Source organism: Chryseobacterium sp. GP-SGM7 (genome assembly GCF_049166575.1).
In the GTDB taxonomy this organism is placed as follows: Bacteria; Bacteroidota; Bacteroidia; order Flavobacteriales; family Weeksellaceae; genus Chryseobacterium.
This window is the reverse complement of sequence record NZ_JBMHFF010000001.1, coordinates 62,713-86,967: the sequence shown is the minus strand read 5'-3', so window position 1 is coordinate 86,967 and position 24,255 is coordinate 62,713. Positions and strand designations below refer to the sequence as shown.

Below are 24,255 nucleotides of genomic sequence, written 5' to 3'. Positions count from 1 at the left end.
AAAAAGAATCTTTTCAAATTTTTATAAATAAAAACTCCAAATCACACACGTATTTTGGAGTTTTTATTTTGGATAATATGTTAAAAATAGTTAGTATAATACTATAAAAACATAGAGATTATTAGTTTTATATATTTTATATCGCTTATTTACTTAGAATAATATAACTTACAAGTAAGTCATTAGATAAAATTAATTTTTAACGTTTTCGTTCTAAAAATGAATATTTACTGTCTCTGGATCAATCTTTTTTTTCATTATTATTTTTGCGATTAATTCTTCAACATTCGCAATTTTATCGTAAGATTCATTATTAAAATTACTTCTATAATTATAATTTTCAAATATAAAAGATTGTTTTCTTCCCGATTTATATATAATACTAAGCTTAGATAAGCGACTAATATTATATGATTTAACAAATTTTAGAGAATCATTTAGTTTATATAAATCTTCTTCTATAATTTTTCTCTTAATTGCAATAACTTCTTCTGCGGTTAATCCCAATTTATGCCTGCCTGAATCTTTAAACCGTTCATCGAGTACATAATAATTATTAGTAATATTATTTTCAATATTATTATTCTGATGAATTATGCCTACAATGTCATTAAGATAAATTTTGTTTTTTTCCTTACAGTTAATTAAAAGACAAACAAGGATACAATTAAGAATATACTTCATGGCTTAACAGTTTTGAAATTAACTATATTTTTAATAGCGTATGTCCAATTAAAAGGGCCAGGAAAATGTCCCCCGTAACTATAAAACTGACTTAAAAAACTACTAAAATCCTGACCATTAACTTTTAATAAGTTTATAGTAAAATGATAGGCAGATGACTCTGTGTAATTTGAATAGTTTTTTCCATAAAGTGCTCTTAAATTAATATACCGATGATAAGCATGAATAAACTCATGACCAAAAACCGCTTGTTTAATAAATGTACTTTTTAATCCAAGATTTGGAGCAATTAGGACTGTTGACTTTTCGCCCTTTGTCATAAACTCCCACCAGTTTTTATTTCTATTAGTAGTAATTCCCAATACATACCCAGATTCTCTCGGATCATTAGTCCAAATTTGATTTCCACTTGTTAAGCTGAATCCATCGGGGATGTTTTGAGCTGTTGCAAGTTTATATTCGGTATTTATATTCTCTACCGAGACTTGATAATCTCCTGTAGTTTCATTGAAATCATTTTGAACTTGTATGTCTGTTGTATAATAATCCTGATTATCTTGATTTGATGCATCATATCCTTGACTTTCTAATTCCGATGAAGTTATTTTATCAGGTGTTTTGGACTTGTAGTATGAAACAAAATTAGAAACCACATAACTTATTGCTCCCATAGCTGCTCCCATTAAACCGCCTTTATAAAATCCTGTAGCAAAGTTTTTGCCATTAAGTAAAGCATCAACACCTCCAACTACACCTCCATTAATACTTCCCATGACTACAGCACCTTGAAAGCCAGTGGCAGTATAAGTGGCAGAAAGACCTCCCGAAACGGCTCCTGTCGCAGCTCCTATCAAAATACTCTTCCCAAAACCACTCCATGTCCAGTTTTTAGTAATTAGGGACTTTATTGTATAAATACCTGCACCAATAACACCTCCAATGATTGCTCCATAGATTACAGGAACTATATAGGATAAAAAGAATCCTGCTGCCCATATTTCCCCACTCGGGTCATTATACATTAACGGATTATTTATAACATACCCATATTTATTATAGCTTTGAGTGTTTGTAGGATCCTGTATATTCTCGTCTGCATTTAAAAATCTTCTTAGTAAAGGATCATATAATCTACCGTTCATATGAATGAGCTCCACAGCATACAAATGTTCATGAGATGTATAGCCACGATCTATAATAAGAAACTGTGCTTTTTCAAGATATTCTTCAATTTCTTTTCCAATATAAATAGTATTTTCTTTAACTTTTAGGTGTGTGTAAATTCCCCAGGCATCATAATGTCTTCGTTCTTCTGCTTCACCATTTTCATCGCTAATTGCTAAGATACTGCCCAAATAATCTTTATGTAAAAACTTGTAGCCACTTCCATCTAACCCGATATTTTTTATGAAAATAATATTGGAGTTGTAAGGTGTTCCTCCTATATACAGAATGTGTCTTTCTTTTCCGCTTTTTCTATCAATAATTATTTCAGCATCTCCACTTTCACTGTAATATTTTTCGTAATGAGCTTCTTCAATATTTTGAAAATTCCCACCATAATACATGATCTGTCTGTTTTCAGATAATCCATAAGCAAAATCATAATCACCGCGTGTCCCGTCAATTTTTATAGGATCGTTATTTTCATTGTAAGTTATTTGCTGAAGAAGTCTACTCTGTCCATTCAAATCATAATTTTCTACTCCCTGAGCATTAAGTTTTATACTCGTAACACGATATTGACTTCCATTGGTACCAAATCCGACCTCTCCTAACTGATCATTAACTGTAATTCTTCCCTTATCATCATATTTATTAGACGATATTTGACCTGTTTTAGGATTTGTCCATTCCACTAATCTATTATTATCATCATAGTGAAAGTCTTCACTAATGTTGAAGTTATGGTGAACTCGATAGTTTAGTTCATTCTTTATAGCATCAAAGCTGTAACCTAATGTCATTAAGTCCGTATTAGCTGAGGCATGAGAAGTATGAACTAAAAATCCAAAGCTATTATATTGGTTGCTAATCTGAGTATTCCCTAATTTTCCTACTAATACTTGTCCTTTAGCATTAATATCCTGAAGTTGCCAAAGAATTTTTCCGCTGTTTGCATCACTGATAGATTCTAAATCTCCATTTATGATACTGTAATTGTTATTTATAGTAACTTCTGTAGTATTTCCCGAAGATTGCAATCCTTGTACATACTGTGAAATTCTACCCATTGCGTCATACAGAATATCTTTTTTATAGAATCTCCTTTTTTCAAAATCTTCTATATCACTTTTTAAACGACCATTATTATCATAGTTGAAATTATTTTGAAAGTATTTTCCATTAGCATATCCTGATTTTGAAATTACTTGCCCAAAAGTATTATACTTAAAATCATAATTTTTATTTGTAGAAATACCGTCGTTAGAAAATTCTTTTACATTAGAAAGCAAACCATTCGAAGAGTAATTATATTCTTTAAACCCTTTTGGACTTGTTTCTTTTTTAATAATTCCGAAACCTGTATATTCATACTCATACAATCCGTTAGATGGGTCGTGGAAAGATGATTTTCGCCCCCATTCATTATAAGTAGTAACAACAGTATTGTTCTCGTATTTTGCTTCAATTTGCTGCTGCGAAGCATTATATGAAAAACTGATGGAGCCACCTTTATCTGTAGTTTCTACTACATTACCTAAAGCATCAATTATTTTAGTATTGGTTCTTCCATAACCGGTTAATTCATTCACTGTAGTAACAGTCCCGGTTACAGATGTTTCTATTCTTTTTCCTGTAAATGATGTAGCAGTTACTTTGGCAGGGTATGTAGTATCATTATATTCAATAATGTTCCATTGAGAAGCATTTTGTCCTTCAAAAAAAGGTTCAGATTCTTTCCATTTTCTTCCTAATATGTCATATTGAGTTTCGTTGGAAACATACGTTCCTTGTGCAAAACCTTTGGAAGAGTTTTTATAATTCTGACCTAAAATATTTGTATAAGTAATTTTTACATCTCCGTCTTGTGTAAATTGAGAAGTTTTTTTACCACCATTGCTTACCAGTTTTTCATAAGTATAGAGAATTGTTCCGCCTATTGAACTAATGGATGATAGTAATTTTCCCCAATTGTCATAATTATTCGTTATAACAGTACCAAAAGGGTCAGTTTGTGTGATGGTTTGTCCTTGATTATTGTAGCTAAATAATGTTTCAAGGCCTAAATTATTAGTGCTTTTTTCTACAAATCGTCCTTTAGATTCATACATAGATTTCTCTGTAATGACTTGGTTATCTTCAGAATTGGTACTTAATTTTTGAATAATGTTTCCAAATCCATCATATGAATAGGTATTAAGTAAATAATTTGTATTAATATTATTCCATGTTTTTGAAGTTTTTAGAAGGTTATTTTCATATGCATATTCTTCTTTAGAAGATTTAGTATCGCCATAAGCCTGTACAGTTTCTACTTTAGATTTTGGACGACCTACAAAATAATTATTTGCTATTCCACTAGGATTATGTAAATATTCATAAGTAGTAGTTTTTACTGCGTAATTATTATTAACTGTTGATACTGTGTTTATAGGAAGATAATGATCTTCATAGGTGATGTTACCTGTAGTTACTGTGCTTGTTAAAAAATCCTTTGTAAGAGTACTTTTTGGGATAATTGCTGTTACGATTTTTGGTCTGTCTGCATCAGATACAATACTTACAATCTGTCCATTCAGCAACTTATCATTCTGATAAACTGTTTTTTTGTATGAGAGTAGTTGTGCGTTATTTTCAGAAATGTCAAGTGGGAAAATTTTTGTTTCATCATTTGTTCTTATTGTCCATTCTTTTATTGGAACTCCATCATTTTGTGGATCTATTTCTACACCGCTCCAAATCTTCGTATTTTCATATCCATCTGCATACCATGTTGAATGAGCAGACTGAAGAAATCCCAATATTCCTTTTCCCTGAAAATGCCCTGTCATTCCTCTGTATCGGAAGTCTTGTTTTCTTCCTGCCTGTTTTAACTGTAAAACAGCAAAGGACTGATCTGCCCTCTGCAGTGAAAAATAGGGATAGTACTCTTTTTTAACTTTCTTATAATAATTGCTATTTACATCAGGATTTAACTCGAAGTAATCTACAGTTGTAGTTACCCCACCCTGACTGATTGATTTTATTCTAGCCAGTTCAGCAACTGAAGTTGGCGCTTTTATTTTTAGTAAATTATCCTTTCTAAAGAGAAATACATTATAATAATTGTTATTAGATCGTATTGTATTAGTAATTGGCTGATACAATGAGAGATCATTGTATGGCTGAATTAAGGTAAAAGTTCCTGATGAAGGAAACGAATAAATATTTTCGAAGGTAAAATCGATAATACCGTTAACTGTACCATTGGATATACCATTACCATTAGATGTAACAGAATTAACAGTAACCCCAATTGATCTGTAACTGCTTCCTGATAAGTTTGAGTAGGAGTAAACTTGAACAATATCAGATTTTCCATCAGCGTTAATATCTGATATCGAATAAAATGTCTTACTAAATTGAAGCCAATATCCGTTATTTGTAGTAGAGATATTTTTATAGACTAAAAAATTATCTTTCCTGAAATTATAAAAACCATTTCCCATACCTATATAAAAACGCCAATCATCTTTACCTGTTTTTCCTTCAGTAAGAGGTAGTGTAAAATCTAGCTTCCCATCACCATTAAAATCTCCAAAAAGTACAGGAAAGCCAGAGCCTTTTGTTTCAGATAGATTCCCTGTAAATTTTATTTTTTTTGTATAGTGGGTAGGCGTTGTTTTTACAAACTCAAATACAGTATAGGATGTGTCAGAAATATTAATAATATCAACTTTCCCATCTGCATCTACATCTATATATTTTTGATCAATATATGAACTTTCACTAAAACTTCCGTCACCTGAATATGTAAAAACAGGATTATTTGGATTTTTGAGATCTATAACAAACCTATCTTGAAATCCTCCGTTGGTAAAAGTCAGAAATAGATCAGATATTCCATCTCCGTTTATATCTCCTTCATTAAAAGCAATAGTACAAGTTGAGCAAGCTGTAGGAATAACTGTTTTTTCAAAAACCTTTACAAAATTATTATTCCTAAAAATATAGCCTTCTACTCTATCATACATATATTGTACAATGCCATTTCCATTATATACTTGTCCTTCTTCGTCTAACAGCGCAGGGACTACAACGGCATTGAGATTAAAAGTTGTATTTGAGGTAACAGTAGTGAAATTTTCATTAAAAGCACCTAATTTGACGGTACCATTAGACATTAAAAAATCAATATATGAATCGCCGTTAAAATCGCCTTTATGTCTAACATTATTTAAAGATTCACTCCCAAAATTAGCGCCAGAGACTATTGTTCCCGTTCTGTTAGGATAGGAGAAAATGACAGGGTTAGCAGGCTCATTATTACTGTTGTACTCTGTTATTTTGTCAACGAACTGATAATTTGTTCCGTTTTTCAAATATTCAATGGTATATTTCTTAAATTGAGTTCCATGTGATCTGACAATAATTTCTGACAATATTCTATTTTGGGTAAAACCTAATCCTTGAATATAAGATTGTTCTTTTAAATCTCTATCTACATAATTAAATAAGATTTCATTAAAATGAGGTTTGTTAAGTGTTTCATTACCACCCCAGTGAATCGAGGATATCCTTACAGTTCCAGGTGATCTTATTGCCGAAAGGCTAGTAGATTCATAGCCATATGATATATAATTCCCTTGCGCATCTTTCCATTTTACAATATTATATTCTGATGGCGTTGTCACATGAATATTTCTAGAACCCACTGTATATGCACCATACCAAGCCTGGGCTCCATCCTCGAATGTTACTTCAAACTCTGCAGGCCCGCCTACAACCGGGTAAACTCCTAAAGATTTTATTTTCACATTAGAAAATTTTTCGGTTACGTAGGTTGCACCATCTTGCCCATATGCAGCGGGGCTGTCAGGGGAAAGAATAAGCCTTTGTCCATTAAAACTGTAGTAATCAGAATAATCAAGCTGTATTGCTTTTAGTTCTCCATCTTTTTCTATGGTTTTGCTTGTTCTTGTGATAGCTGTAAGCCCGGAAATATTCCACCCATATCCTGCAATTCCATTATTAGAATTACTCATATACATAAGACTAATATTGGGCGAAACACTTTTAACCCCTGGTGGAACATCAATAGGTAAAGTGTATTGTAACTGACCACCAGCTGTTACCTCTATTTTTCCTTGGGTATCATGGTAATTGTTTTGACCATGTAGGGTGCATGCCGTTATTATACTTATAAAAAACGTAAATAATTTATTCATGATTTATGAGTGTTTTTTAGTTTTTAGTAATGGTTTTAGTATAAATACTTCCGTCTGATAAATAGAATTTGAGATAGTATACTCCATAAGAATAGCTTTCCATATTAAAAATACAGGAGTTGTTACTCGTATTTTTAATATTAAAAAAACTTAAAATTCTGACATCATTATATGCCAAAAGTTCTATTCGGTTAATATAATCTTTTACTTTTGAATCCCAAAATATGGTAAGATTTGTTTTTACAGGTACAGGAGCTACCTTTATATTATTAGTTACCTCTTCTAAGATTGTTAGCGGTTTGGATTCCAAGGGAATAGAAGTTTTATTGCTTGATTTGCAGCCAATACATAACCCTCTCAGTACTTGGTTTCCGGCTTCGTCATACTCGAAAATTACAGTTTGTGCAAAAGAATAGCTGCATACTAGAAGAAATACAGTTGTTGAAATAGTTTTTTTCATAATTTTTGTATTTTGTTTTGGAATTCAAATATAATAAATTATTAATTCAGTAACTTTTTTTTTTGAAAAATTCTCCAAGTAAGTATTAATAATATTTGTGTGATTAGTTTATATAGATTTAAATTTATTTTGGGTAAAAGTGAAGAAAGATCAAATATTAACTATAGTATGTTTTTTCAAATTAATATGCCAACGCTAAAATGCTTAAAAAATAATTTAAGAAATCTTTTCAAATTTTTATAATAAAGAAAGCTCCGAAAAATTAATTTTTCGGAGCTTTTGATTTGTTATTATATCTGTGAAACTTATTTCTGATCGTCTAAGAAATGACCAAAAAAGTCTTTTTTAGTCTGCAAATAACCTTTACTATTTTCATTTGCCGGAATTTGCAGTGGAATTCTTGAATTTAAATTGACATTGCTTTCCTGTACAAATCTTACCTTATCAGGATTGTTGGTCAAAAGATTGATATCTTTAATTTTAAGTTGGTTCAAAATCTCAATAGCCACACCAAAATTTCTGTCATCTGCAGGTAAGCCGAGTTCTAAATTTGCCTGAACCGTATCCAAACCTTTTTCCTGCAAAGAGTAAGCTTTAAGTTTATTGATGATTCCTATATTTCTGCCTTCCTGACGCAGGTAAATAATCAATCCACCATTTTCGTGCATATATTTCATTGCTGCATCAAGCTGTTGTCCGCATTCACATTTTTTAGAATGAAAAACTTCTCCGGTAATACATTCAGAATGAAAACGTACATTGACGGGTTGTGACAAATCTGTATTTTCAGCAACTACTGCCATGTGCGGCATCCAGTCATTTTCATCTTCCGAAAAAGCGATCATTCGGAATTTGCCATGCTCTGTAGGAACATTAGCTTCCGCCTGAATTTTAATCATTGAATTTTTATTTATTTTTTTTCGTTTACAGAATCTTCTATTACGGTAACGTTAGTTTTTAATCTTACCAAATATCTGTTCAGAACTTCATCTTCATCTTTTTTGAGAAATTTTCTTAATTTCTGAATATTTTTATAAGATTTTTCTAGATTTCGGAAAGTTTTGTTTTTTCCTGATTTGTTTCCGGATTCTATTGCGTAAAGATAATTTTGAAGCGTGTATTTAAGATTAGTCACTTCTTCATTTACAGCAGTGTTCGAAAATTTAGGAAAAGTAGAAATTAAATTCGTAATCTCCGATGCATTTACATTTTCTGAAATTTTAATACTAATATTCTTGTCAGACTCTGCTTTTGCATCATTTGATAAACTGTTTGACAACGGTGACATATTCAGTTTTTCGGTAGCACAGGAAGAGGTGATTATTAGCAGTATTCCAAGAAAAAATAGTCGTTTCATTTTTGCTCCTTTTGATAAAGGATTGGGTTAAGACTTTCATCATTGTACATTTTCATTTGTTTGTACACTTTCATCTTAACATCACCGTTTTCAATATCTGTAAGCAATTGAATAATCGAAGTAGACAAATCTTGTTTCTGGGTAAGCAGTACATTTAATTTTGACTGGCAATTTAAACGATGCTCTTCAGAGGCAGATTCTCTGTTTGCTTCTAATGACATGTGATAAACCTTTAACGCCAAAATAGATAATCTGTCAACAGCCCAAGCCGGGGTTTCAGTATTTATTTTAGCATTAGGTTTTGGAGTAATATTTTTGTATTTATCTAAAAACCAACTATCTATAAATTCTACCAAATCGGTTCTTTTCTGATTCGAAGAATCTATTGTTCTTTTTAGCTGAAGAGCCTCAACAGGATCTATATTTTCATCTCTAATTATATCTTCCAAATGCCATTGAACGGTATCAATCCAGTTTTTAGCATACAAAATCCGTTCCAAAGTATCGCTTTCAAACGGATTTTTTACAGGAGTTTCTACATTGTCTAATACATGATAATCTTCAATTGATTGATTGAAGATTTTCCAGGCAGTATCAGTAAAATTCATTGAAATTGAGAATTATAAGTTGCTGTTTGTGTTGTTTGAAGAGTTGTTTTCAGTTTTTGAACCCGGTTTGTCTTCTTCTTTGATAGCGTCTTTAAATTCTTTAATTCCAGAACCCATACCTCTCATCAATTCAGGGATTTTTTTACCTCCGAAAAGTAATAAAAGGATGATAGCAACAATAAGAATGTGCTGCCACGATAATGATAATATTGTTAATGTATTCATTTTCTAAATATTTTTTGTAAAGTTAATCTTTTTTTAATAGGAAACCCAACTAAGAGGATCAACAGCCTGACTTCCGTTCCAAATCTGAAAATCAAGAGTATAGCTTCCGTCAAAATCCTGTGCAACTGCTCCTACCACTGTTCCTGCAGAAACCTGTTGATTTTTTGAAACAGTATTGCTGCTGAGATTGGAATAAATGGTAAAATAGTCACCATGTTTTATCATTACAGTTTTAGTTCCGTCTGCTGAAGGAATTACCTGAGAAACTATTCCCGGGAAAACTGCTCTTGCAGAAGTTCCTTTAGCGACAGATATTTTTATTCCGTTATTTTCCTCCCAAATATTTTTAAAAACAGGGTGCTGCTGTTTACCAAATCTGTGGGTAATTGTACCTTGTACCGGCATAGAAATCCTTCCACGATTGGATGCAAAATTACTTCCTGCTGCCGGAGCTGAAACCCCATAGTTGGTCATTGCTTTAGATTCTGCTGCTTTCTTGTCTTCTTCTTTTTTCTTTGCTAAAGCAGCTTCTGCTTCTCTGGCATCTTTTAATTTTTCTGAGGCTTCTTTAGCTCTTGCAGTCGCGTCTTCGGAGGCTTTTTTAGCGGCTATTTTTCTTGCTTCATCTTTTGCACTCGCTTCACTTTTTGCGGCGTCATCATTTCTTTTTCTTTCTTCTTCAGCTCTTTTTGCCGCTAATTCATTTGCTTTTTTTACTTCTGCTTCAGCCAGTTTTCTTTCTCTTTCCAAAGCTTCTGCACGCGCTTTTGCTTCAGCATCAATTCTTGCTTTTTCTCTTTCTGCAGCTATTTTAGCCAAACGAATTTTTTCAGCTTCAGCCTTTCTTCGGTTTTCTTCTTCAGCTTTGGCAATTCTTATTTCTTCTGCAATAATTGCTCTGATTTGTCCTTCTAAAGCTTTAGATTGAGACTGTTTCTGCTTTAAATCTGCAGTAAGCTTAGATTCATTCTTTTTAAATTCTATAACCAACTGTTCTTTCTGTTCACGCTCGACATTAATTGTCGTTAAATCTTTTTGCTGATTAACAAGTAGATTCTCCTTTTCTGAGGCTGATCTTTTCTTCTGTTCAACAGATTTTTTAAGCTGAACTGCTGCAGTAGTTATTTCTGCTGCTTTTTTATCCTGATAATCTGAATATTGCTTTAAATACTGTATTCTTCGTAATGCTTCACCTAAACTTTTTGATGAAAGAATGAAAGTCACTTTATTTTGTACACCTTTATTTTTATACGCATTGACTAAAACCTGTGCGTAGTTTTTTCTTAAAACAGCAAGCTCCCGGTTTTGCTTATTGATTTCCAGTTGACGAAGATAAATTTCGTCTTCTATAAATCTTTTTTCTTTCTGAGTATTATTAAAAACTTTTTCTCTGAGCGCTAATTTCTTATTAACATTATTTAGGTATGATAAAGATAATTTTGATTCGTTTCTGGTTTTAGCCAAATCTGAATTTATCTGAGATATTTGTTTTTTTAGATCAGCATTTTGCTTTTGCAACTGTTCTTTATTTTGTTGACCATATTGTAATCCGAACAGCAAAATGCCTATTAAAAAGCTAATTTTTTTAATCATTTAATATCAATTTTCTTATAATTGGCTGGAACTGAATAAGGTGTTTCCATCCTCGAAAAGTCAAATTTCGTGTTTTCCAGTAAAATCTGACTCGATTTTGAGCCTTTTATAATTATTTTAACATTTTTCGGAAGCTTTACTTCGTTCGGGAAGGTCTCCCAGTTTTCATATACGATTTCAATGGCATCATTGGATTTTACATCCTGTAATTTTACCCAGTTCAAATTAAAATCATTGGTGTATTGCATTTCAACTTTGTACTCTCGTACGATATCGTCTGTTACAATCTTTTGATTGGTAATGGAAGTCAGTTGATATCCTTCTGTATTTTTAACAATGCTTGAATTGCTGTTGGTAATGGGCATAAAGGTACGTCCCATCAGTAATTTTTCCAATGTTTTGTAATCGATAAAGTTGACGTTTAGAAAGTTATTCAGATAATCAAAATCAGAATCGATGTAGTTTTTATTGTATTTATCAATAGCTTTTATACCTTCCGGAGTAATTATCGCTCTTGCAGCTGGGATGATCAAAAAAGATATATTTGCCCATATTTTTTTATCATTTTCGATATAAATTGTTGCATCCAGCGGACTTACACGTATGTTATCTGCTGTAATTTTGCTGTTGATTTTTACATGATCAAATTTAGGATGAAGAAGGATTTTTTCGTAAAAAGTCAATCTGTCCTGAATATTTTTAGCATCCTTTGGGTCGTTCTTATCGGCTGAGTTTTCCACTAGAATACTGTCATTTACAGAAGTGTTTTGTGTAAGAGCTTTTTTGCTTTTACATGAAAGTATAGTAAGTGTGAGTATTAGTAAGACAGCCCAATTTTTCATATTCAAATTTAAATAATCTTTTACAATATTAACGCCAAACCACACAAAATGATATTGTGTGGTTTGCTAACGTTATTTTATTTTAATTTATTTCGATAAAAAGTCTAAAACAGAAAAATCTCCTAAAGAAATTTCTCTAGCCACTCCGAAATATTGAGCTGAACTCCCAATCATTGAATTAGAAAGGTTTCCGTGGTCAATAATTGTTTTCTCCTGGATCAAAGAGTTGTCAATATTAGAGTTGATTACCTTTGTGCCTTTCCCTAAAGAAACATAAGGTCCAATTTTAGAGTTTGAGATCTCTACACCTTCACCTATATAACAAGGCTGAATAATCAAAGAATTCTGAATATTTGCTGACTGGGGGAATCCTGCGAACTCGTCTTTCTCATATTCTAAAATTTTCCCGTTTGTTTCAACAGTAGCATTTTTATTTCCGCAATCCATCCAGTCATCTACTTTTCCTAAAGAGAATTTTGCACCTTTCTGACGAAGATTTTCGAGAGCCGTTGTTAATTGATATTCTCCACCAACTTTGATATCATTATCCATAATATGGTTAATTTCAGACATCAGTTTTTCTCCGGAATTGAAGTAATAAATTCCAATAATCGCAAGATCTGAAATAAAAGTTTGAGGTTTTTCGATAAAATCAGTAATAAAACCGTAATCATCCAGTTTTACAACTCCAAAAGCTGAAGGATCTTCTACTTTTTTCACCCATATCACACCGTCAGAATTGGTGTCTAAAGTGAAATCTGCCCTAAACAAAGTGTCAGCAAAAGCCACCACCACATTTCCTGTCATAGAAGCTTCAGCACATTTTATAGCGTGTGCTGTTCCTAATGCAACATCCTGAGTGTAAATGCTTGCTTTTGCCCCTAGGTTTTCTGCAATTTTTATTAAAGAAGCTTCTACTTCAGCGCCGAAATCACCAATAATGAAAGCTACTTCATCAATAGTCTCTCCGGCAACTTTTGCAATGTCTTCTACTAATCTTTGTACAATAGGTTTTCCTGCAATAGGAATCAATGGTTTTGGAACGGTTAGTGTGTGTGGTCTCAATCTTGAGCCTTTTCCTGCCATTGGAACAATAATTTTCATAAATGAATGCTGTTTTTAAAATTATTAGTTATTAGTTTTTCTGAGTATTTTGTTAATCATTGTTCTTTCATTATAAGCTAAAAATGCAATAAAGAATAAAAATAATCCGTTTCCTATGAAATAATTATGTCTGAAATAATAAAACGAAATCATAGAAATTGCAATAGATAAAGAAAGATATACAAGTATTTTTTGTGTATTATAATGGATAGGATACTGTACTTTTCCCCAAATGTAAGAAATTACCATCATGCTGGTGTAAGTAATTAATGCAGCAAATGCACTTGCCCAATATCCGTAAGTCGGGATAAATGTAAAGTTGATAAAGATTGTAATTGCAGCTCCAATTAAGGAAATATAAAGCCCGACTCTCGTTTGATCTGAAAGTTTATACCAAATTGACAGATTTAGATAAATTCCTAAAAATAATGCACCTAACATCACAAACGGAATAATTTCAATTCCTTCATAATACAGCGGGTTTTTCAAATATTTTTCTGAAATCCACTGAAGATTTACCATTAATCCGATATAAATTAAACAATTGCAAATAACGAAGACATCCATGAGAACTGCATAGGTTTTATGATTGTTTTTATCTTTAAAACTGGAGAAGAAATAAGGCTCAATACCCAATTGATAAGCCTGTCTGAAAACTGTAATGAAAGTTGCAATTTTATAAACAGCCCCATAAACTCCAATCTGATGTTTTGCTTCTTCTTTAGGAAGTAAATATTTTAAAAACTGTCTGTCTAAAGTCTGATTAATGATTCCTGCCAATCCTGCAATCATAACGGGCCATGAATAATTCATGATTCTTTTCCAAAGTTTAAAATCAAACTTTTTAAAACTGAAATTCACAAATTCCTTTCCTACAATCGTTAAAGTGATGATACTTTGTACTAAATTGGCAATGAAAACGTACCCTACACCAATTTCAGGATCATATTTGATTCCTAGAATTCCGTTGGGATAATGTGGAAGCCATTTTATGAAAAATACAACTAAAAAATAATAAGCTAAAGAACCAATTACTTTTGAAAGCATATATTGAGTGGGTTTTCCTTCAAGTCTTAGAACTGCAGAAGGAATCGTAGAAAAAGCATCAAAAGATAAAATGAAAAGAAAAATGATCAGATAATTAACCTGGTCTGGAGTTTCAAAAGCATTTGCTAAATCCTGCCTGAAAACATACCCTAAAATAAGATAAATAAATCCCGTTCCTAGAACACTTAAAGCACAAGTTGAAACCAGAGTTTTCTTATCAATATCGCCTTCCTGCGCAAAACGGAAAAAAGATGTTTCCATTCCGTGCGTTAAAAAAACCGTGATAACTCCGGCGATAGAATACCAGTCGACAAAAGGTGATGAAGCGGAAGGTCCGAAAGCTTTCGTTACGATTGGCGCAATAAGAAACGGGAAAATTCTTACTAAAACCGAACTCAGCCCGTAAACCGCAGTTTGTCCAAATAATTTTTTATACAATTTCAGGTTTTTAAAATGCAAATGTAAATATTAGAATTCACAATTTTCTGATTGATGTTTAAAAATCACTTTGGAAAATATTAAATTTGTGCAATATGAACTTAAATTCTAAAAATAAAAAATGAAAATCCTGATAAAAAATGCTCAAATCGTCAACGAAGGAAAGATTATCCAAAGCGATATTCTCATCGAAAACGATTTGATTTCTAAAATAGAATCTCAAATTTCAGAAGATGCTGACCAAATTATCGACGCTTCTGGAAAATATTTACTGCCCGGAATTATCGATGACCAGGTTCATTTCCGTGAGCCGGGCTTGACATGGAAAGGTGATATCGAAACTGAATCCCGTTCTGCAATTGCAGGTGGAACCACAAGTTTTATCGAACAGCCGAATACGGTTCCAAATGCCGTAACTCAGGAATTATTGGCTGATAAATATGAAATCGCTTCTCAGAAATCTTTTGCCAATTACGGCTTTATGATGGGCGGAACGAATGATAACATGGAGGAAGTTTTAAAAACAAATCCGAGGAATGTTCCAGGAATAAAATTGTTTTTAGGCTCATCAACAGGAAATATGTTGGTTGACAATCCTGAAACGTTGGAAAATATTTTCAGCAATACCAAAATGCTGATTGCGGTTCATTGCGAAGACGAAGCGACCATCAGAGAAAATACTCAGAAATATCTGGATGAATATGGCGAAGATATTCCAGTAAAATTTCATCATTTAATCAGAAGTGAAGAAGCTTGTTATAAATCGTCTTCAAAAGCAGTTGAATTAGCGAAAAAAACAGGAGCAAGACTTCATGTCTTCCATTTATCGACGGCAAAAGAAATGGAACTTTTCAGAAATGATATTCCTTTAAAGGACAAAAAAATCACGGCGGAAGTTTGCGTTCATCACTTGACATTTACCAACGAAGATTACGATACAAAAGGCGGTTTAATCAAATGGAATCCTGCGGTAAAAACGCAAAAAGACAAAGATGCACTTTGGGAAGCATTGCTTGATGACAGAATCGATGTGATTGCAACCGATCACGCGCCACACACCTGGGAAGAAAAACAGAATGCTTATATTAAATGTCCTTCCGGAGCACCTTTGGTTCAGCATTCTTTGGTGGTAATGCTTGAGAATTACAAAAACGGAAAGATTTCTCTGGAAAGAATTGTTGAAAAAATGGCGCACAATCCCGCAATTTTATTTAGAATCGAAAAGAGAGGTTTCATTAAAGAAGGTTACAAAGCAGATTTGGTTTTGGTCGATTTAAATGAAAACTGGACGGTTGAAAAAGAAAATATCCTGTACAAATGTGGTTGGAGCCCGTTGGAAGGAATGAATTTTAGTTCTAAAGTAACCCACACTTTCGTCAACGGAAATCTGGTTTACGAAAACGGAAAAATCAATGAAGAAAAATTCGGAGAACGTTTGCTTTTTGAAGTTGAGGAATAAATTAGAAAGGACTGCAAATTTTGCAGTCTTTATTTTTTTATGCTCTCGCAGATTTGGAAAATTTATCAGATAAAAAAATCTGTATAATCCGCTAAATCTGCGAGAGCATAAAACCTAATTAAACGACTGCCGAAATTCCAACGGCGATACATTCGTTTTCTTTTTAAACAACGTAGAAAAAGACTGCGAATGCTCAAATCCCAGTTCATAAGCAATCTCACTTATCGATAATTCAGTCGTAGAAAGTTTCTCTTTCGCTTTACTAATCAACTTTTCGTGAATGTGTTGCTGCGTATTTTGTCCGGTATGAACACGCAAAAGATCACTTAAATAATTAGGAGAAAGATTCATCGCTTCTGCAATTTGATGAACTGTTAACAATCCTTTTTCAGAAGAATTTTTATCAAAATAATCATTCAGAAACGTTTCAAATTTTGTTAAAAGCTTATGATTTCCGCTTTTTCGGGTTATGAATTGTCTTTCATAGAACCGCTTCGAATAATTCAGCAACAGCTCAATCTGCGACAAAATAATTTCCTGCGTATGCTGGTCGATATGTTCACATTCTTTATTAATTTTATTCAGAATTTCAAGCAGATCATTTTCTTCATCTTCAGAAAGGTGCAAAGCTTCATTCACCGCATACGAGAAAAATCCATAAGACGAAATCGTATTTGCCAAAGAATGTTTCAACAGAAAATCTTCGTGAAAAATCAAAAGATAACCTGTATTTTCACAATCCATCGTCTTCAAATCCAGATATTGCACCTGATTCGGTGCCGTAAAACTCAAAACCCCTTTATCATAATCGTAATGTTGCTGTCCGTATTTTATTTTTCCGGTTGCATTCCGTTTCAGCGCAACGCAGTAATAACGGCTCACAAAACCTTTCCAGACATCATCTTCAATGAAAACACTTTCCGAAAGATTCACAACACTTACCATCGGATGCTTCGGTTCCGGAAGTGATAACAGTCTGTGAAAAGCTGAAATAGATTTTATCGTGTTCATAATTTGAGATTCTAAATAGTAAAATTAATAATTTGGGCAGCTATTTCCGCCTTCCGCTCCCAATCTTTTGTTCGTCGTACCTCCTCGCAAAAGGATTTTCGCTCAAGTCGGGCTGCAATCGTGTTGCGTCTTAAACAAATCTTCAAGGTTTCAAAAAACCTTGAAGGTTTAAATATTTCTGAACTTCTAATTTGTGCATTCGTGGCAAAAATCAGTAATCCAAAAGTCCCATTCCAAACTCATCATAAGTCGCACCGGTATCTGTTCCCAAAGGTACAATACTTTCCAACTTTTGTAAATCAGATTCTTTCAGAATGATTTTACTTGCTTCAATATTCTGCTCAAGATATTTTCTGCGTTTCGTTCCCGGAATCGGAACAATTCCTTTGCTGATAATCCACGCCAATGCCAGTTGAGAAGACATAATTTCTTTTTCTTTCGCCATATTTTCAATCGCTTCCACCAACTCAATGTTTTTATGGAAATGCGCTTCCTGAAAACGAGGAATTCCTCTTCGGAAATCATTTTCAGGCAAATCATTAATTGTTTTGATATTCCCGGATAAAAATCCTCTTCCCAATGGAGAATAGGCCACAAAACCAATTCCCAAATCAGTCAAAGTTTTTATCACGCCTTTTTCTTCAACCGTTCTTTCAAACAGAGAATATTCACTTTGAACTGCAGAAATCGGATGAACTTCGTGCGCTCTTCTAACCGTTTCAGAAGAAACTTCAGATAAACCGATGTACCCGACTTTTCCTTCCTTCACCAAATCGCTCATTGCTCCAACTGTTTCCTCAACAGGAACATTTTTATCGAGACGGTGCATATAATAAAGATCGATGTAATCGGTTTTCAGATTTTTCAGAGAACGTTCAACCGATTTTTTCACATAATCTTTCTGTCCATTGATTTTCCAGGTGATTTGTTCATTATCGTCAATTTCCCAACCGAATTTTGTAGCTAAAATATATTCATCACGATTTCCTTCAATCGCTCTTGCAATCAATTGCTCGTTTTTAAACGGGCCGTACAAATCGGCAGTATCGAGAAAATTCCCACCCAATTCCAAAGAACGGTGAATGGTTGCAATAGCTTCTTTTTCATCTGATTTTCCATACATATCGGCATCGCCAAAACCGGTCATTCCCATACATCCCAAACCAATATTCGGAATCATTAATCCCTGACTTCCTAATTTTACTTTTTTCATTTTATCTTAATTTTTAATAAGACAAAGTTGATGAGAAATCAGAAATCGGATGTATGCAAAATGATGATTGTTGTATGTGAATTACGGATAAAATTTAGTTTCTATTTCTCAGAAAAACGAAAACCAATTCCGTGAAGATTTTCGATGCAGATATTTTCTTCATCAGCAAATACTTTACGCAATCTTGAAATAAAGACATCAAGACTTCGGCCCATAAAATAATCATCATCTCCCCAGATTGCTTTTAAAATATCCTGTCTTTTAAGAACTGAATTTTTATTACGAATGAAATAATAAAGCAGATCAGATTCTCTTTGAGTAAGTGTAATTGTATTTTGTAAATCGGTTAAAGTATAATTTTTAGGATCAAAATTGTACTTTCCGACCGAGTGTCTTTGCGGAGTATTTTCTGTTTTTTTTGAGCGTTTCAGGAAGACTTCAATTTTTAAAATGAGCTCTTCAATGCTGAATGGTTTTACTAAATAATCATCGGCACCGATTTTTAAACCTTTAATTCTGTCTTCTTTCAGAGCTTTTGCTGATGTGAAAATAATGGGGATTTCTGAGTTTTTATCCCGGATTTTTTCAGCCAGATCAAAACCATTCATTTCAGGCATCATAATGTCGAGAAGACAGATGTCAAAATCTGCTTTGTTGAATGCTTCAAATGCGGATTTTCCATCTGAAAAATGTTCAATTTCATAATGATTTTCCAGACCGTCCTGAATCAGGAACGCTATGGTTGCATCATCTTCGGCATATAGAATTTTTGATTTAGCCATTATTATAATTTAATTTAAAACGGAAACAACAAAGTAATGGTAATTCCTTTGTCGGGATTATTTTCAGCCGAAATTTTCCAGTGATGTTGCTGAACGATTTTTTTTACATAAAATAATCCTAAACCAAAGCCGTTTATTTCATCACTTTTGTTGGTATTTACTCTGTAAAATTTATCAAAAATATGATTAATGCTTTTTACAGGGATGCCTATTCCGTTGTCTTTGAACTTTAAATATAAGTTTTTTGAATCTTTTTCTGAAGTAACAAGTATTTCAGGGTCTGTTTCGCAGTATTTAATGGAGTTGTCTAAAAGATTGTAAACAATATTGGTAAAATGAAATTCATCAGCAAAAATTGAAGCTTTTTCATCAATATTTATTTTTATGGAAACGTTTTCATTTTTCTGTTTGATATTTTCTGCAATTTCCTGAATGAGAGGAAGTAAAATTATCTTTTGAGGTTTTAATGATAATCCGGAAGCATCATTTTTTGCAAGATTTAATATTTTTTCGATGTGATTATTCAGTTTATGACTTTGATTAATGATGATTGAAGTATAAGTCTGGAGTTTAGAGTTTTCCTGTACAATTTGCTGCTTATTGAGAGATTCTGAAGCCAAAAGTATGGATGATAATGGAGTTTTAAACTCATGGGTCATATTATTTATAAAATCCCTCTGCAATTCTGAGAATTTTTTCTGCTGAATAATGGTGTAAATTGAATAAACATACACCAAGAGAATAATAATTAAAGCAAAAGTAAGCAAATACCAAAATCGAAGCGAGCTAATTAAGTAAGTTGTTTTATCAGGAAATCGTATCGAAAAATAATAAACCAGATCTTTATGTTTTGGAAACCGAATAACCTTTTCACTGGGTTCTTCCTGATGTTGAGTCATGTATTTTCCATAAACCATTTGATCGCTGTGGCAATTGTATAAAGCGTAAACATAATCTGTATTAATTTGAAATCTCGTAAATTCTGTTTTTAAATAATGTTCTAAAACAGCAGGATGAAATTCATTATTAATATTGACTACATAATAATCATTGGCAATAATCTGCACAGGATTTTCTGTGAAAGAGGTTTTGCCTTCCGTCATTTTTTCGACGACCTCCATCAAAGCAATATTTACTTTTTGGTTAAATTTTCTGTCTTCAAGATTATATGCCTGTTTTGTCCATAATAACTGAGCTATCAAAATGCCGATGATAGCCACCAATCCAAGACTTATAATAATGTTAAGTTTCTTAATTTCCATTTTCAGAAACAATATTATCCAAAAATATCTATAATTTTTTTATCATTAACAACTCGTTAACAAATGTTTGATACCGCTTAACAACTTTTACTCATTTTCTATTCTACATTTGTTTCATTAAAAATTAATTATTGATTTAAAATTTACACTATGAAAAATTTAAAAATTACAGCAATTTTTGCGGTTTTAGCATTTTCTCCATTTTATGCAAATGTATTTCCGGTAACTCCGGTTGTCATTGTAAAAACAGATAAAGCAGGAATTACATGGAAGTCAGAATCTATTGATGTAGGAAATATTCCTCAGGGAAAACCGAAATTGATCAGATTTGAGTTTACAAATACCAGTTCAAAACCAATTGTCATTGAAAATGTAGCCCCATCTTGTGGATGTACAACTGCAGATTATACAAAAACTCCTATTCTGCCCGGTAAAAAAGGATTTGTAGAAGCAAGTTATAATGCAGCAGCATCTGGTGCATTTATGAAAACTGTGAATGTTACCACAAGTGACAGCAAAACACCTAAAACTCTTTCTTTCAAAGGAACGGTTGTATCTTAATTAATTTTTTTCTTATATAGCAAAACAGTCTGATGATATTTGTCAGACTGTTTTTTTGTTTTTATTTGGAGCTGTTTGACTGGGTCGATTGCTTTTAAGAGCAATTCCCGCTTTCCGCACTAGCTATTTTTGTTCAAAAAATGAGGTCAGACAATGGCTGCAATCGAGGCTGTGGTTTCAGTCATTATTTTCAGGATTTGGAAGAAGCACATTTTCAATTTTACACACAAAACCTCAAAGGTTTCAAAAACCTGTGAGGTTTGAATCTACACATTTTATCATCTTGTTTTTTTTTGACGATTCTACAATAAAAAATAAAACAACTATTTACAGCATTATTTCTTGAATCATTTTAAAGCATACCACTTTAATATTTATTATTTTTAAGAAAAAATAAAATATGAATCTTTACACACAGCCGATGTTGCGAGAAGACGCTCTGAAAGATAAAGTTGCAATAGTTACAGGCGGCGGAAGCGGACTTGGAAAAGCAATGACCAAATACTTCCTTGAATTAGGCGCAAAAGTCGTTATTACATCCAGAAATTTGGAAAAACTTCAGGTTACTGCGAAAGAACTTGAGGACGAAACCGGCGGAAAAGTTCTCTGCGTGGCTTGTGACGTAAGAAATTGGGATGAAGTTGAGGCGATGAAAGAAACAACTTTAAAAGAATTCGGAAAAATTGATATTCTTCTGAATAATGCAGCAGGAAATTTCATTTCACCAACAGAAAGATTAACGCATTCAGCCTTCGATTCCATTTTAGATATTGTTTTAAAAGGAACGAAAAACTGTACACTTTCCATCGGAAAACACTGGATCGATTCTAAAAATCCCGGAACCGTTTTAAATATTGTCACCACTTATGCATGGACAGGCTCTGCATACGTCGTTCCGTCAGCTTGTGCAAAAGCTGGTGTTTTGGCAATGACAAGATCTTTAGCCGTTGAATGGGCAAAATATGGAATTCGTTTTAACGCCATCGCTCCGGGACCTTTTCCTACAAAAGGAGCTTGGGACAGGTTGCTTCCGGGAGATTTGCAAGAAAAATTTGACATGAGAAAAAGAGTTCCGTTGAGAAGAGTAGGAGAACATCAGGAATTGGCAAATCTTGCAGCATATTTGGTTTCAGATTATTCGGCTTATATGAATGGAGAAGTTGTTACCATTGATGGCGGAGAATGGCTTCAGGGAGCAGGAGAATTTAATATGCTTGAAGATATTCCTCAGGAAATGTGGGATGCTTTGGAATCTATGATTAAAGCTAAAAAGTCGAATTAGATTCAAAATTATCAATCAAATAATAATTTAACAATATAATCATCCCAATAAAGCTTCTCTCTGAAAGAGAAGTTTTATTTTTGTTTATAATTAAAATAAAACTGTAATGAATTTCAGATTTTCTGCCTTATTAATGCTGGTTTTTGCCATGAGCTTTTCTCAAAATTTAAAAGTAATGTCTTTCAACATCAGACTCAATGTAGATTCTGATAAAGAAAACTCGTGGACAAACAGAAAACAGGATGCGCTTGATTTGCTAACGTATTATCATCCTGATTATTTCGGAGTTCAGGAAGCACTTCCGGAGCAAATGAAAGATATAAAAACGGGACTTAAAAATTATGATTATGTAGGAGTTGGTCGTGAAGACGGAAAAGAAAAAGGCGAATTTTCCGCTATATTTTATGATACTGAAAAACTGCAAATCGTAAAATCAGGAACTTTCTGGTTGTCTGAAACTCCCGAAAAACCATCAAAAGGTTGGGATGCTACTTTGAACAGGATTTGTTCGTGGGCAATTTTTATAGATAAAAAATCGAAGAAAGAATTTTTAGCAATGAATATTCATTTCGACCATATCGGAAATATAGCAAGAGTGAATTCATCAGATTTAATTCTGAAAAAAGCCAAAGAACTGAATCCGAAAAATTTACCGATGACTTTAACAGGCGATTTTAATTTAACTGAAGATACAGAACCTGTTCAGATTCTTTCAAGAAATCTGGATGATACTTTTTATAAGTCAGAAACTAAACATTACGGTCCGGTTGGAACTTTCACAGGCTTTAACGTTAATGAAGTACCCAAAGACAGAATCGATTATATTTTCGTAAAAGGTTTCAAAATAAAATCTCACAGACACATCAACGACAGAAGAGAAAATCTGCTGTATCCATCGGATCATTTTCCGGTTTTGGCAGAGTTGCAGTTTAAAAATTAATTCTCCGGAAAATCAATTTCGAGTCTATTTGAAAGTCAGAAATTAATTCAGGAACTCCTTAATTTGACCAAGATTATGCATTATAATTTGGAATAAAACGGGTTATGTAGATTAGTATTCGGATTGTTTTTAGTGATTTTCAAAAAACTTCTTATTGACCCAAGAAGTTTCTTCAATTAATGATAGATTTGCAGCGGCAAATTAATTAGTTATAAATAATAAGATTATCAAATGAAAAAACAGACTATTGCATTGTTTTGCATGGCAATATTTAGCGTTTCATGCGCTCAGAAAAATGAAGGAAAAAGTGACAGCAAATATACAGATGATCAAAAAGCTTCATACTACATCGGTCTGAGTATTGCCCAAAACATGAAACAGGAAGGTTTCAAAGTAGATGCAGATCTTTTGGCTCAGGCTATAAAAGAAGAAATGAATGGAACTAAGAAACTGATGCCCGCTGAAGAAATGAATGCTTTCATGCAGGATTTTATGCAGAAGCAACACGAAAAGAAGCAATCTGTAGCTTTGGCACAAGCGGGAGAAAATAAGAAAAAAGGTCAGGATTTTCTTGCGAAAAATAAAACCAATCCAAAGGTAAAAACTACAGCATCAGGTTTACAGTATGAAGTTTTGCAGGAAGGCGATGGTAAAACAAAACCAAAGGCGAGTGACGTTGTACAGGTAAAATATACCGGAAAACTTTTGGATGGAACTGTTTTCGATTCTACGGATAAGAACGGAGGAAATCCTATGGATATTAATCTTGGTGGTGTAATCAAAGGTTGGACAGAAGGTATTCAGCTGATGAGCAAAGGCTCTAAATACAGATTTTATATTCCTTCAGATTTAGCATATGGAGATCAGGGTGCGGGTGCTGCAATTCCGGCAGGATCTACTATTATTTTTGATGTAGAATTGGTAAGTATTAAATAAGACCCATATTTTAGTTTAAAATAAATTAAAAAACCAAAACAGAAATATTTCTGCTTTGGTTTTTCTTTTTATAAAAGATG

20 protein-coding genes are annotated in these 24,255 nt (G+C 32.9%); 5 read left to right on the top strand and 15 right to left on the bottom strand.

Annotation, left to right across the window (positions count from 1 at the left end; genetic code table 11):
- Positions 1-213: 213 nt before the first annotated feature.
- The 11 genes from ACOOWA_RS00415 to ACOOWA_RS00365 form a co-directional block, all read right to left on the bottom strand.
- Positions 214-684, bottom strand: coding sequence for a hypothetical protein (locus tag ACOOWA_RS00415; RefSeq protein WP_421372405.1), 471 nt, complete (start codon positions 682-684; stop codon positions 214-216).
- Positions 681-7,055 carry an FG-GAP-like repeat-containing protein gene (locus tag ACOOWA_RS00410; RefSeq protein WP_421372403.1) on the bottom strand — a complete coding sequence of 2,125 codons (6,375 nt, stop codon included), beginning with the start codon at positions 7,053-7,055 and terminating at the stop codon, positions 681-683. Before ACOOWA_RS00410 ends, ACOOWA_RS00415 begins: the two co-directional genes overlap by 4 nt.
- Positions 7,056-7,071: 16 nt before the next feature.
- Positions 7,072-7,515, bottom strand: coding sequence for a hypothetical protein (locus ACOOWA_RS00405; RefSeq protein WP_421372400.1), 444 nt, complete (start codon positions 7,513-7,515; stop codon positions 7,072-7,074).
- A gap of 305 nt (positions 7,516-7,820) precedes the next feature.
- On the bottom strand, positions 7,821-8,414 hold the full coding sequence (gene ribA / locus ACOOWA_RS00400) for a GTP cyclohydrolase II (protein WP_421372398.1): 594 nt from the start codon (positions 8,412-8,414) through the stop codon (positions 7,821-7,823).
- Positions 8,415-8,425: 11 nt separating this feature from the next.
- Positions 8,426-8,872: a hypothetical protein gene (locus ACOOWA_RS00395; RefSeq protein WP_421372396.1), complete on the bottom strand. Its 447-nt coding sequence runs from the start codon at positions 8,870-8,872 to the stop codon at positions 8,426-8,428.
- Positions 8,869-9,480, bottom strand: coding sequence for a DUF4254 domain-containing protein (locus ACOOWA_RS00390; protein ID WP_421372393.1), 612 nt, complete (start codon positions 9,478-9,480; stop codon positions 8,869-8,871). The genes ACOOWA_RS00395 and ACOOWA_RS00390 overlap by 4 nt, the downstream gene beginning before the upstream one ends.
- A 12-nt stretch (positions 9,481-9,492) precedes the next feature.
- Positions 9,493-9,705 (bottom strand): twin-arginine translocase TatA/TatE family subunit, encoded by a 213-nt coding sequence (locus ACOOWA_RS00385; RefSeq protein WP_267266391.1) that lies wholly within the window; start codon positions 9,703-9,705, stop codon positions 9,493-9,495.
- 33 nt (positions 9,706-9,738) lie between these two features.
- Complete coding sequence (locus tag ACOOWA_RS00380; RefSeq protein ID WP_421372391.1) at positions 9,739-11,298, bottom strand: peptidoglycan DD-metalloendopeptidase family protein; 1,560 nt, start codon at positions 11,296-11,298, stop codon at positions 9,739-9,741.
- Positions 11,295-12,140, bottom strand: coding sequence for a DUF4292 domain-containing protein (locus ACOOWA_RS00375; protein WP_421372389.1), 846 nt, complete (start codon positions 12,138-12,140; stop codon positions 11,295-11,297). Before ACOOWA_RS00375 ends, ACOOWA_RS00380 begins: the two co-directional genes overlap by 4 nt.
- Before the next feature lie 87 nt (positions 12,141-12,227).
- On the bottom strand, positions 12,228-13,244 hold the full coding sequence (locus ACOOWA_RS00370) for a sugar phosphate nucleotidyltransferase (protein ID WP_421372387.1): 1,017 nt from the start codon (positions 13,242-13,244) through the stop codon (positions 12,228-12,230).
- 24 nt (positions 13,245-13,268) lie between these two features.
- On the bottom strand, positions 13,269-14,729 hold the full coding sequence (locus ACOOWA_RS00365; protein ID WP_421372385.1) for a lipopolysaccharide biosynthesis protein: 1,461 nt from the start codon (positions 14,727-14,729) through the stop codon (positions 13,269-13,271).
- A 121-nt stretch (positions 14,730-14,850) separates the two neighbouring features.
- Between ACOOWA_RS00365 and ACOOWA_RS00360 the strand changes: the two genes are divergently transcribed.
- Entirely contained in the window at positions 14,851-16,188 is a 1,338-nt protein-coding gene (locus ACOOWA_RS00360; protein ID WP_421372383.1) for a dihydroorotase, read from the top strand.
- Between the two features lie 114 nt (positions 16,189-16,302).
- Here ACOOWA_RS00360 and ACOOWA_RS00355 read toward each other — a convergent pair whose 3' ends face one another.
- The 4 genes from ACOOWA_RS00355 to ACOOWA_RS00340 all read right to left on the bottom strand — a co-directional run bounded on the left by ACOOWA_RS00355 (position 16,303) and on the right by ACOOWA_RS00340 (position 20,456).
- Complete coding sequence (locus ACOOWA_RS00355) at positions 16,303-17,199, bottom strand: helix-turn-helix domain-containing protein (protein ID WP_421372381.1); 897 nt, start codon at positions 17,197-17,199, stop codon at positions 16,303-16,305.
- Positions 17,200-17,410: 211 nt separating this feature from the next.
- A complete protein-coding gene (locus tag ACOOWA_RS00350; protein ID WP_421372379.1) occupies positions 17,411-18,412 on the bottom strand; it encodes an aldo/keto reductase in 1,002 nt (333 codons plus the stop codon).
- A 101-nt stretch (positions 18,413-18,513) separates the two neighbouring features.
- Positions 18,514-19,194, bottom strand: coding sequence for a response regulator transcription factor (locus ACOOWA_RS00345; RefSeq protein ID WP_421372377.1), 681 nt, complete (start codon positions 19,192-19,194; stop codon positions 18,514-18,516).
- Between the two features lie 14 nt (positions 19,195-19,208).
- Positions 19,209-20,456, bottom strand: coding sequence for a sensor histidine kinase (locus tag ACOOWA_RS00340; protein WP_421372375.1), 1,248 nt, complete (start codon positions 20,454-20,456; stop codon positions 19,209-19,211).
- A gap of 150 nt (positions 20,457-20,606) precedes the next feature.
- Between ACOOWA_RS00340 and ACOOWA_RS00335 the strand changes: the two genes are divergently transcribed.
- The 4 genes from ACOOWA_RS00335 (at position 20,607) to ACOOWA_RS00320 (ending at position 24,175) form a co-directional block, all read left to right on the top strand.
- Positions 20,607-21,017 carry a DUF1573 domain-containing protein gene (locus tag ACOOWA_RS00335; protein WP_421372373.1) on the top strand — a complete coding sequence of 137 codons (411 nt, stop codon included), beginning with the start codon at positions 20,607-20,609 and terminating at the stop codon, positions 21,015-21,017.
- A gap of 400 nt (positions 21,018-21,417) precedes the next feature.
- A complete protein-coding gene (locus ACOOWA_RS00330; protein ID WP_421372371.1) occupies positions 21,418-22,299 on the top strand; it encodes an SDR family oxidoreductase in 882 nt (293 codons plus the stop codon).
- A gap of 106 nt (positions 22,300-22,405) precedes the next feature.
- Positions 22,406-23,239 carry an endonuclease/exonuclease/phosphatase family protein gene (locus ACOOWA_RS00325; protein ID WP_421372369.1) on the top strand — a complete coding sequence of 278 codons (834 nt, stop codon included), beginning with the start codon at positions 22,406-22,408 and terminating at the stop codon, positions 23,237-23,239.
- A gap of 231 nt (positions 23,240-23,470) precedes the next feature.
- On the top strand, positions 23,471-24,175 hold the full coding sequence (locus ACOOWA_RS00320; RefSeq protein WP_421372367.1) for an FKBP-type peptidyl-prolyl cis-trans isomerase: 705 nt from the start codon (positions 23,471-23,473) through the stop codon (positions 24,173-24,175).
- The last annotated feature ends 80 nt before the right edge of the window (positions 24,176-24,255 follow it).

Coding starts and splice junctions, on each gene's coding strand:
- ACOOWA_RS00355 (WP_421372381.1), bottom strand. CDS start 17,199: ATGAACACGATAAAATCTATTTCAGCTTTTCACAGACTGTTATCACTT.
- ACOOWA_RS00350 (WP_421372379.1), bottom strand. CDS start 18,412: ATGAAAAAAGTAAAATTAGGAAGTCAGGGATTAATGATTCCGAATATT.
- ACOOWA_RS00320 (WP_421372367.1), top strand. CDS start 23,471: ATGAAAAAACAGACTATTGCATTGTTTTGCATGGCAATATTTAGCGTT.
- ribA (WP_421372398.1), bottom strand. CDS start 8,414: ATGATTAAAATTCAGGCGGAAGCTAATGTTCCTACAGAGCATGGCAAA.
- ACOOWA_RS00330 (WP_421372371.1), top strand. CDS start 21,418: ATGAATCTTTACACACAGCCGATGTTGCGAGAAGACGCTCTGAAAGAT.
- ACOOWA_RS00370 (WP_421372387.1), bottom strand. CDS start 13,244: ATGAAAATTATTGTTCCAATGGCAGGAAAAGGCTCAAGATTGAGACCA.
- ACOOWA_RS00340 (WP_421372375.1), bottom strand. CDS start 20,456: ATGGAAATTAAGAAACTTAACATTATTATAAGTCTTGGATTGGTGGCT.
- ACOOWA_RS00415 (WP_421372405.1), bottom strand. CDS start 684: ATGAAGTATATTCTTAATTGTATCCTTGTTTGTCTTTTAATTAACTGT.
- ACOOWA_RS00390 (WP_421372393.1), bottom strand. CDS start 9,480: ATGAATTTTACTGATACTGCCTGGAAAATCTTCAATCAATCAATTGAA.
- ACOOWA_RS00345 (WP_421372377.1), bottom strand. CDS start 19,194: ATGGCTAAATCAAAAATTCTATATGCCGAAGATGATGCAACCATAGCG.
- ACOOWA_RS00375 (WP_421372389.1), bottom strand. CDS start 12,140: ATGAAAAATTGGGCTGTCTTACTAATACTCACACTTACTATACTTTCA.
- ACOOWA_RS00410 (WP_421372403.1), bottom strand. CDS start 7,055: ATGAATAAATTATTTACGTTTTTTATAAGTATAATAACGGCATGCACC.
- ACOOWA_RS00395 (WP_421372396.1), bottom strand. CDS start 8,872: ATGAAACGACTATTTTTTCTTGGAATACTGCTAATAATCACCTCTTCC.
- ACOOWA_RS00360 (WP_421372383.1), top strand. CDS start 14,851: ATGAAAATCCTGATAAAAAATGCTCAAATCGTCAACGAAGGAAAGATT.
- ACOOWA_RS00380 (WP_421372391.1), bottom strand. CDS start 11,298: ATGATTAAAAAAATTAGCTTTTTAATAGGCATTTTGCTGTTCGGATTA.
- ACOOWA_RS00385 (WP_267266391.1), bottom strand. CDS start 9,705: ATGAATACATTAACAATATTATCATTATCGTGGCAGCACATTCTTATT.
- ACOOWA_RS00335 (WP_421372373.1), top strand. CDS start 20,607: ATGAAAAATTTAAAAATTACAGCAATTTTTGCGGTTTTAGCATTTTCT.
- ACOOWA_RS00325 (WP_421372369.1), top strand. CDS start 22,406: ATGAATTTCAGATTTTCTGCCTTATTAATGCTGGTTTTTGCCATGAGC.
- ACOOWA_RS00405 (WP_421372400.1), bottom strand. CDS start 7,515: ATGAAAAAAACTATTTCAACAACTGTATTTCTTCTAGTATGCAGCTAT.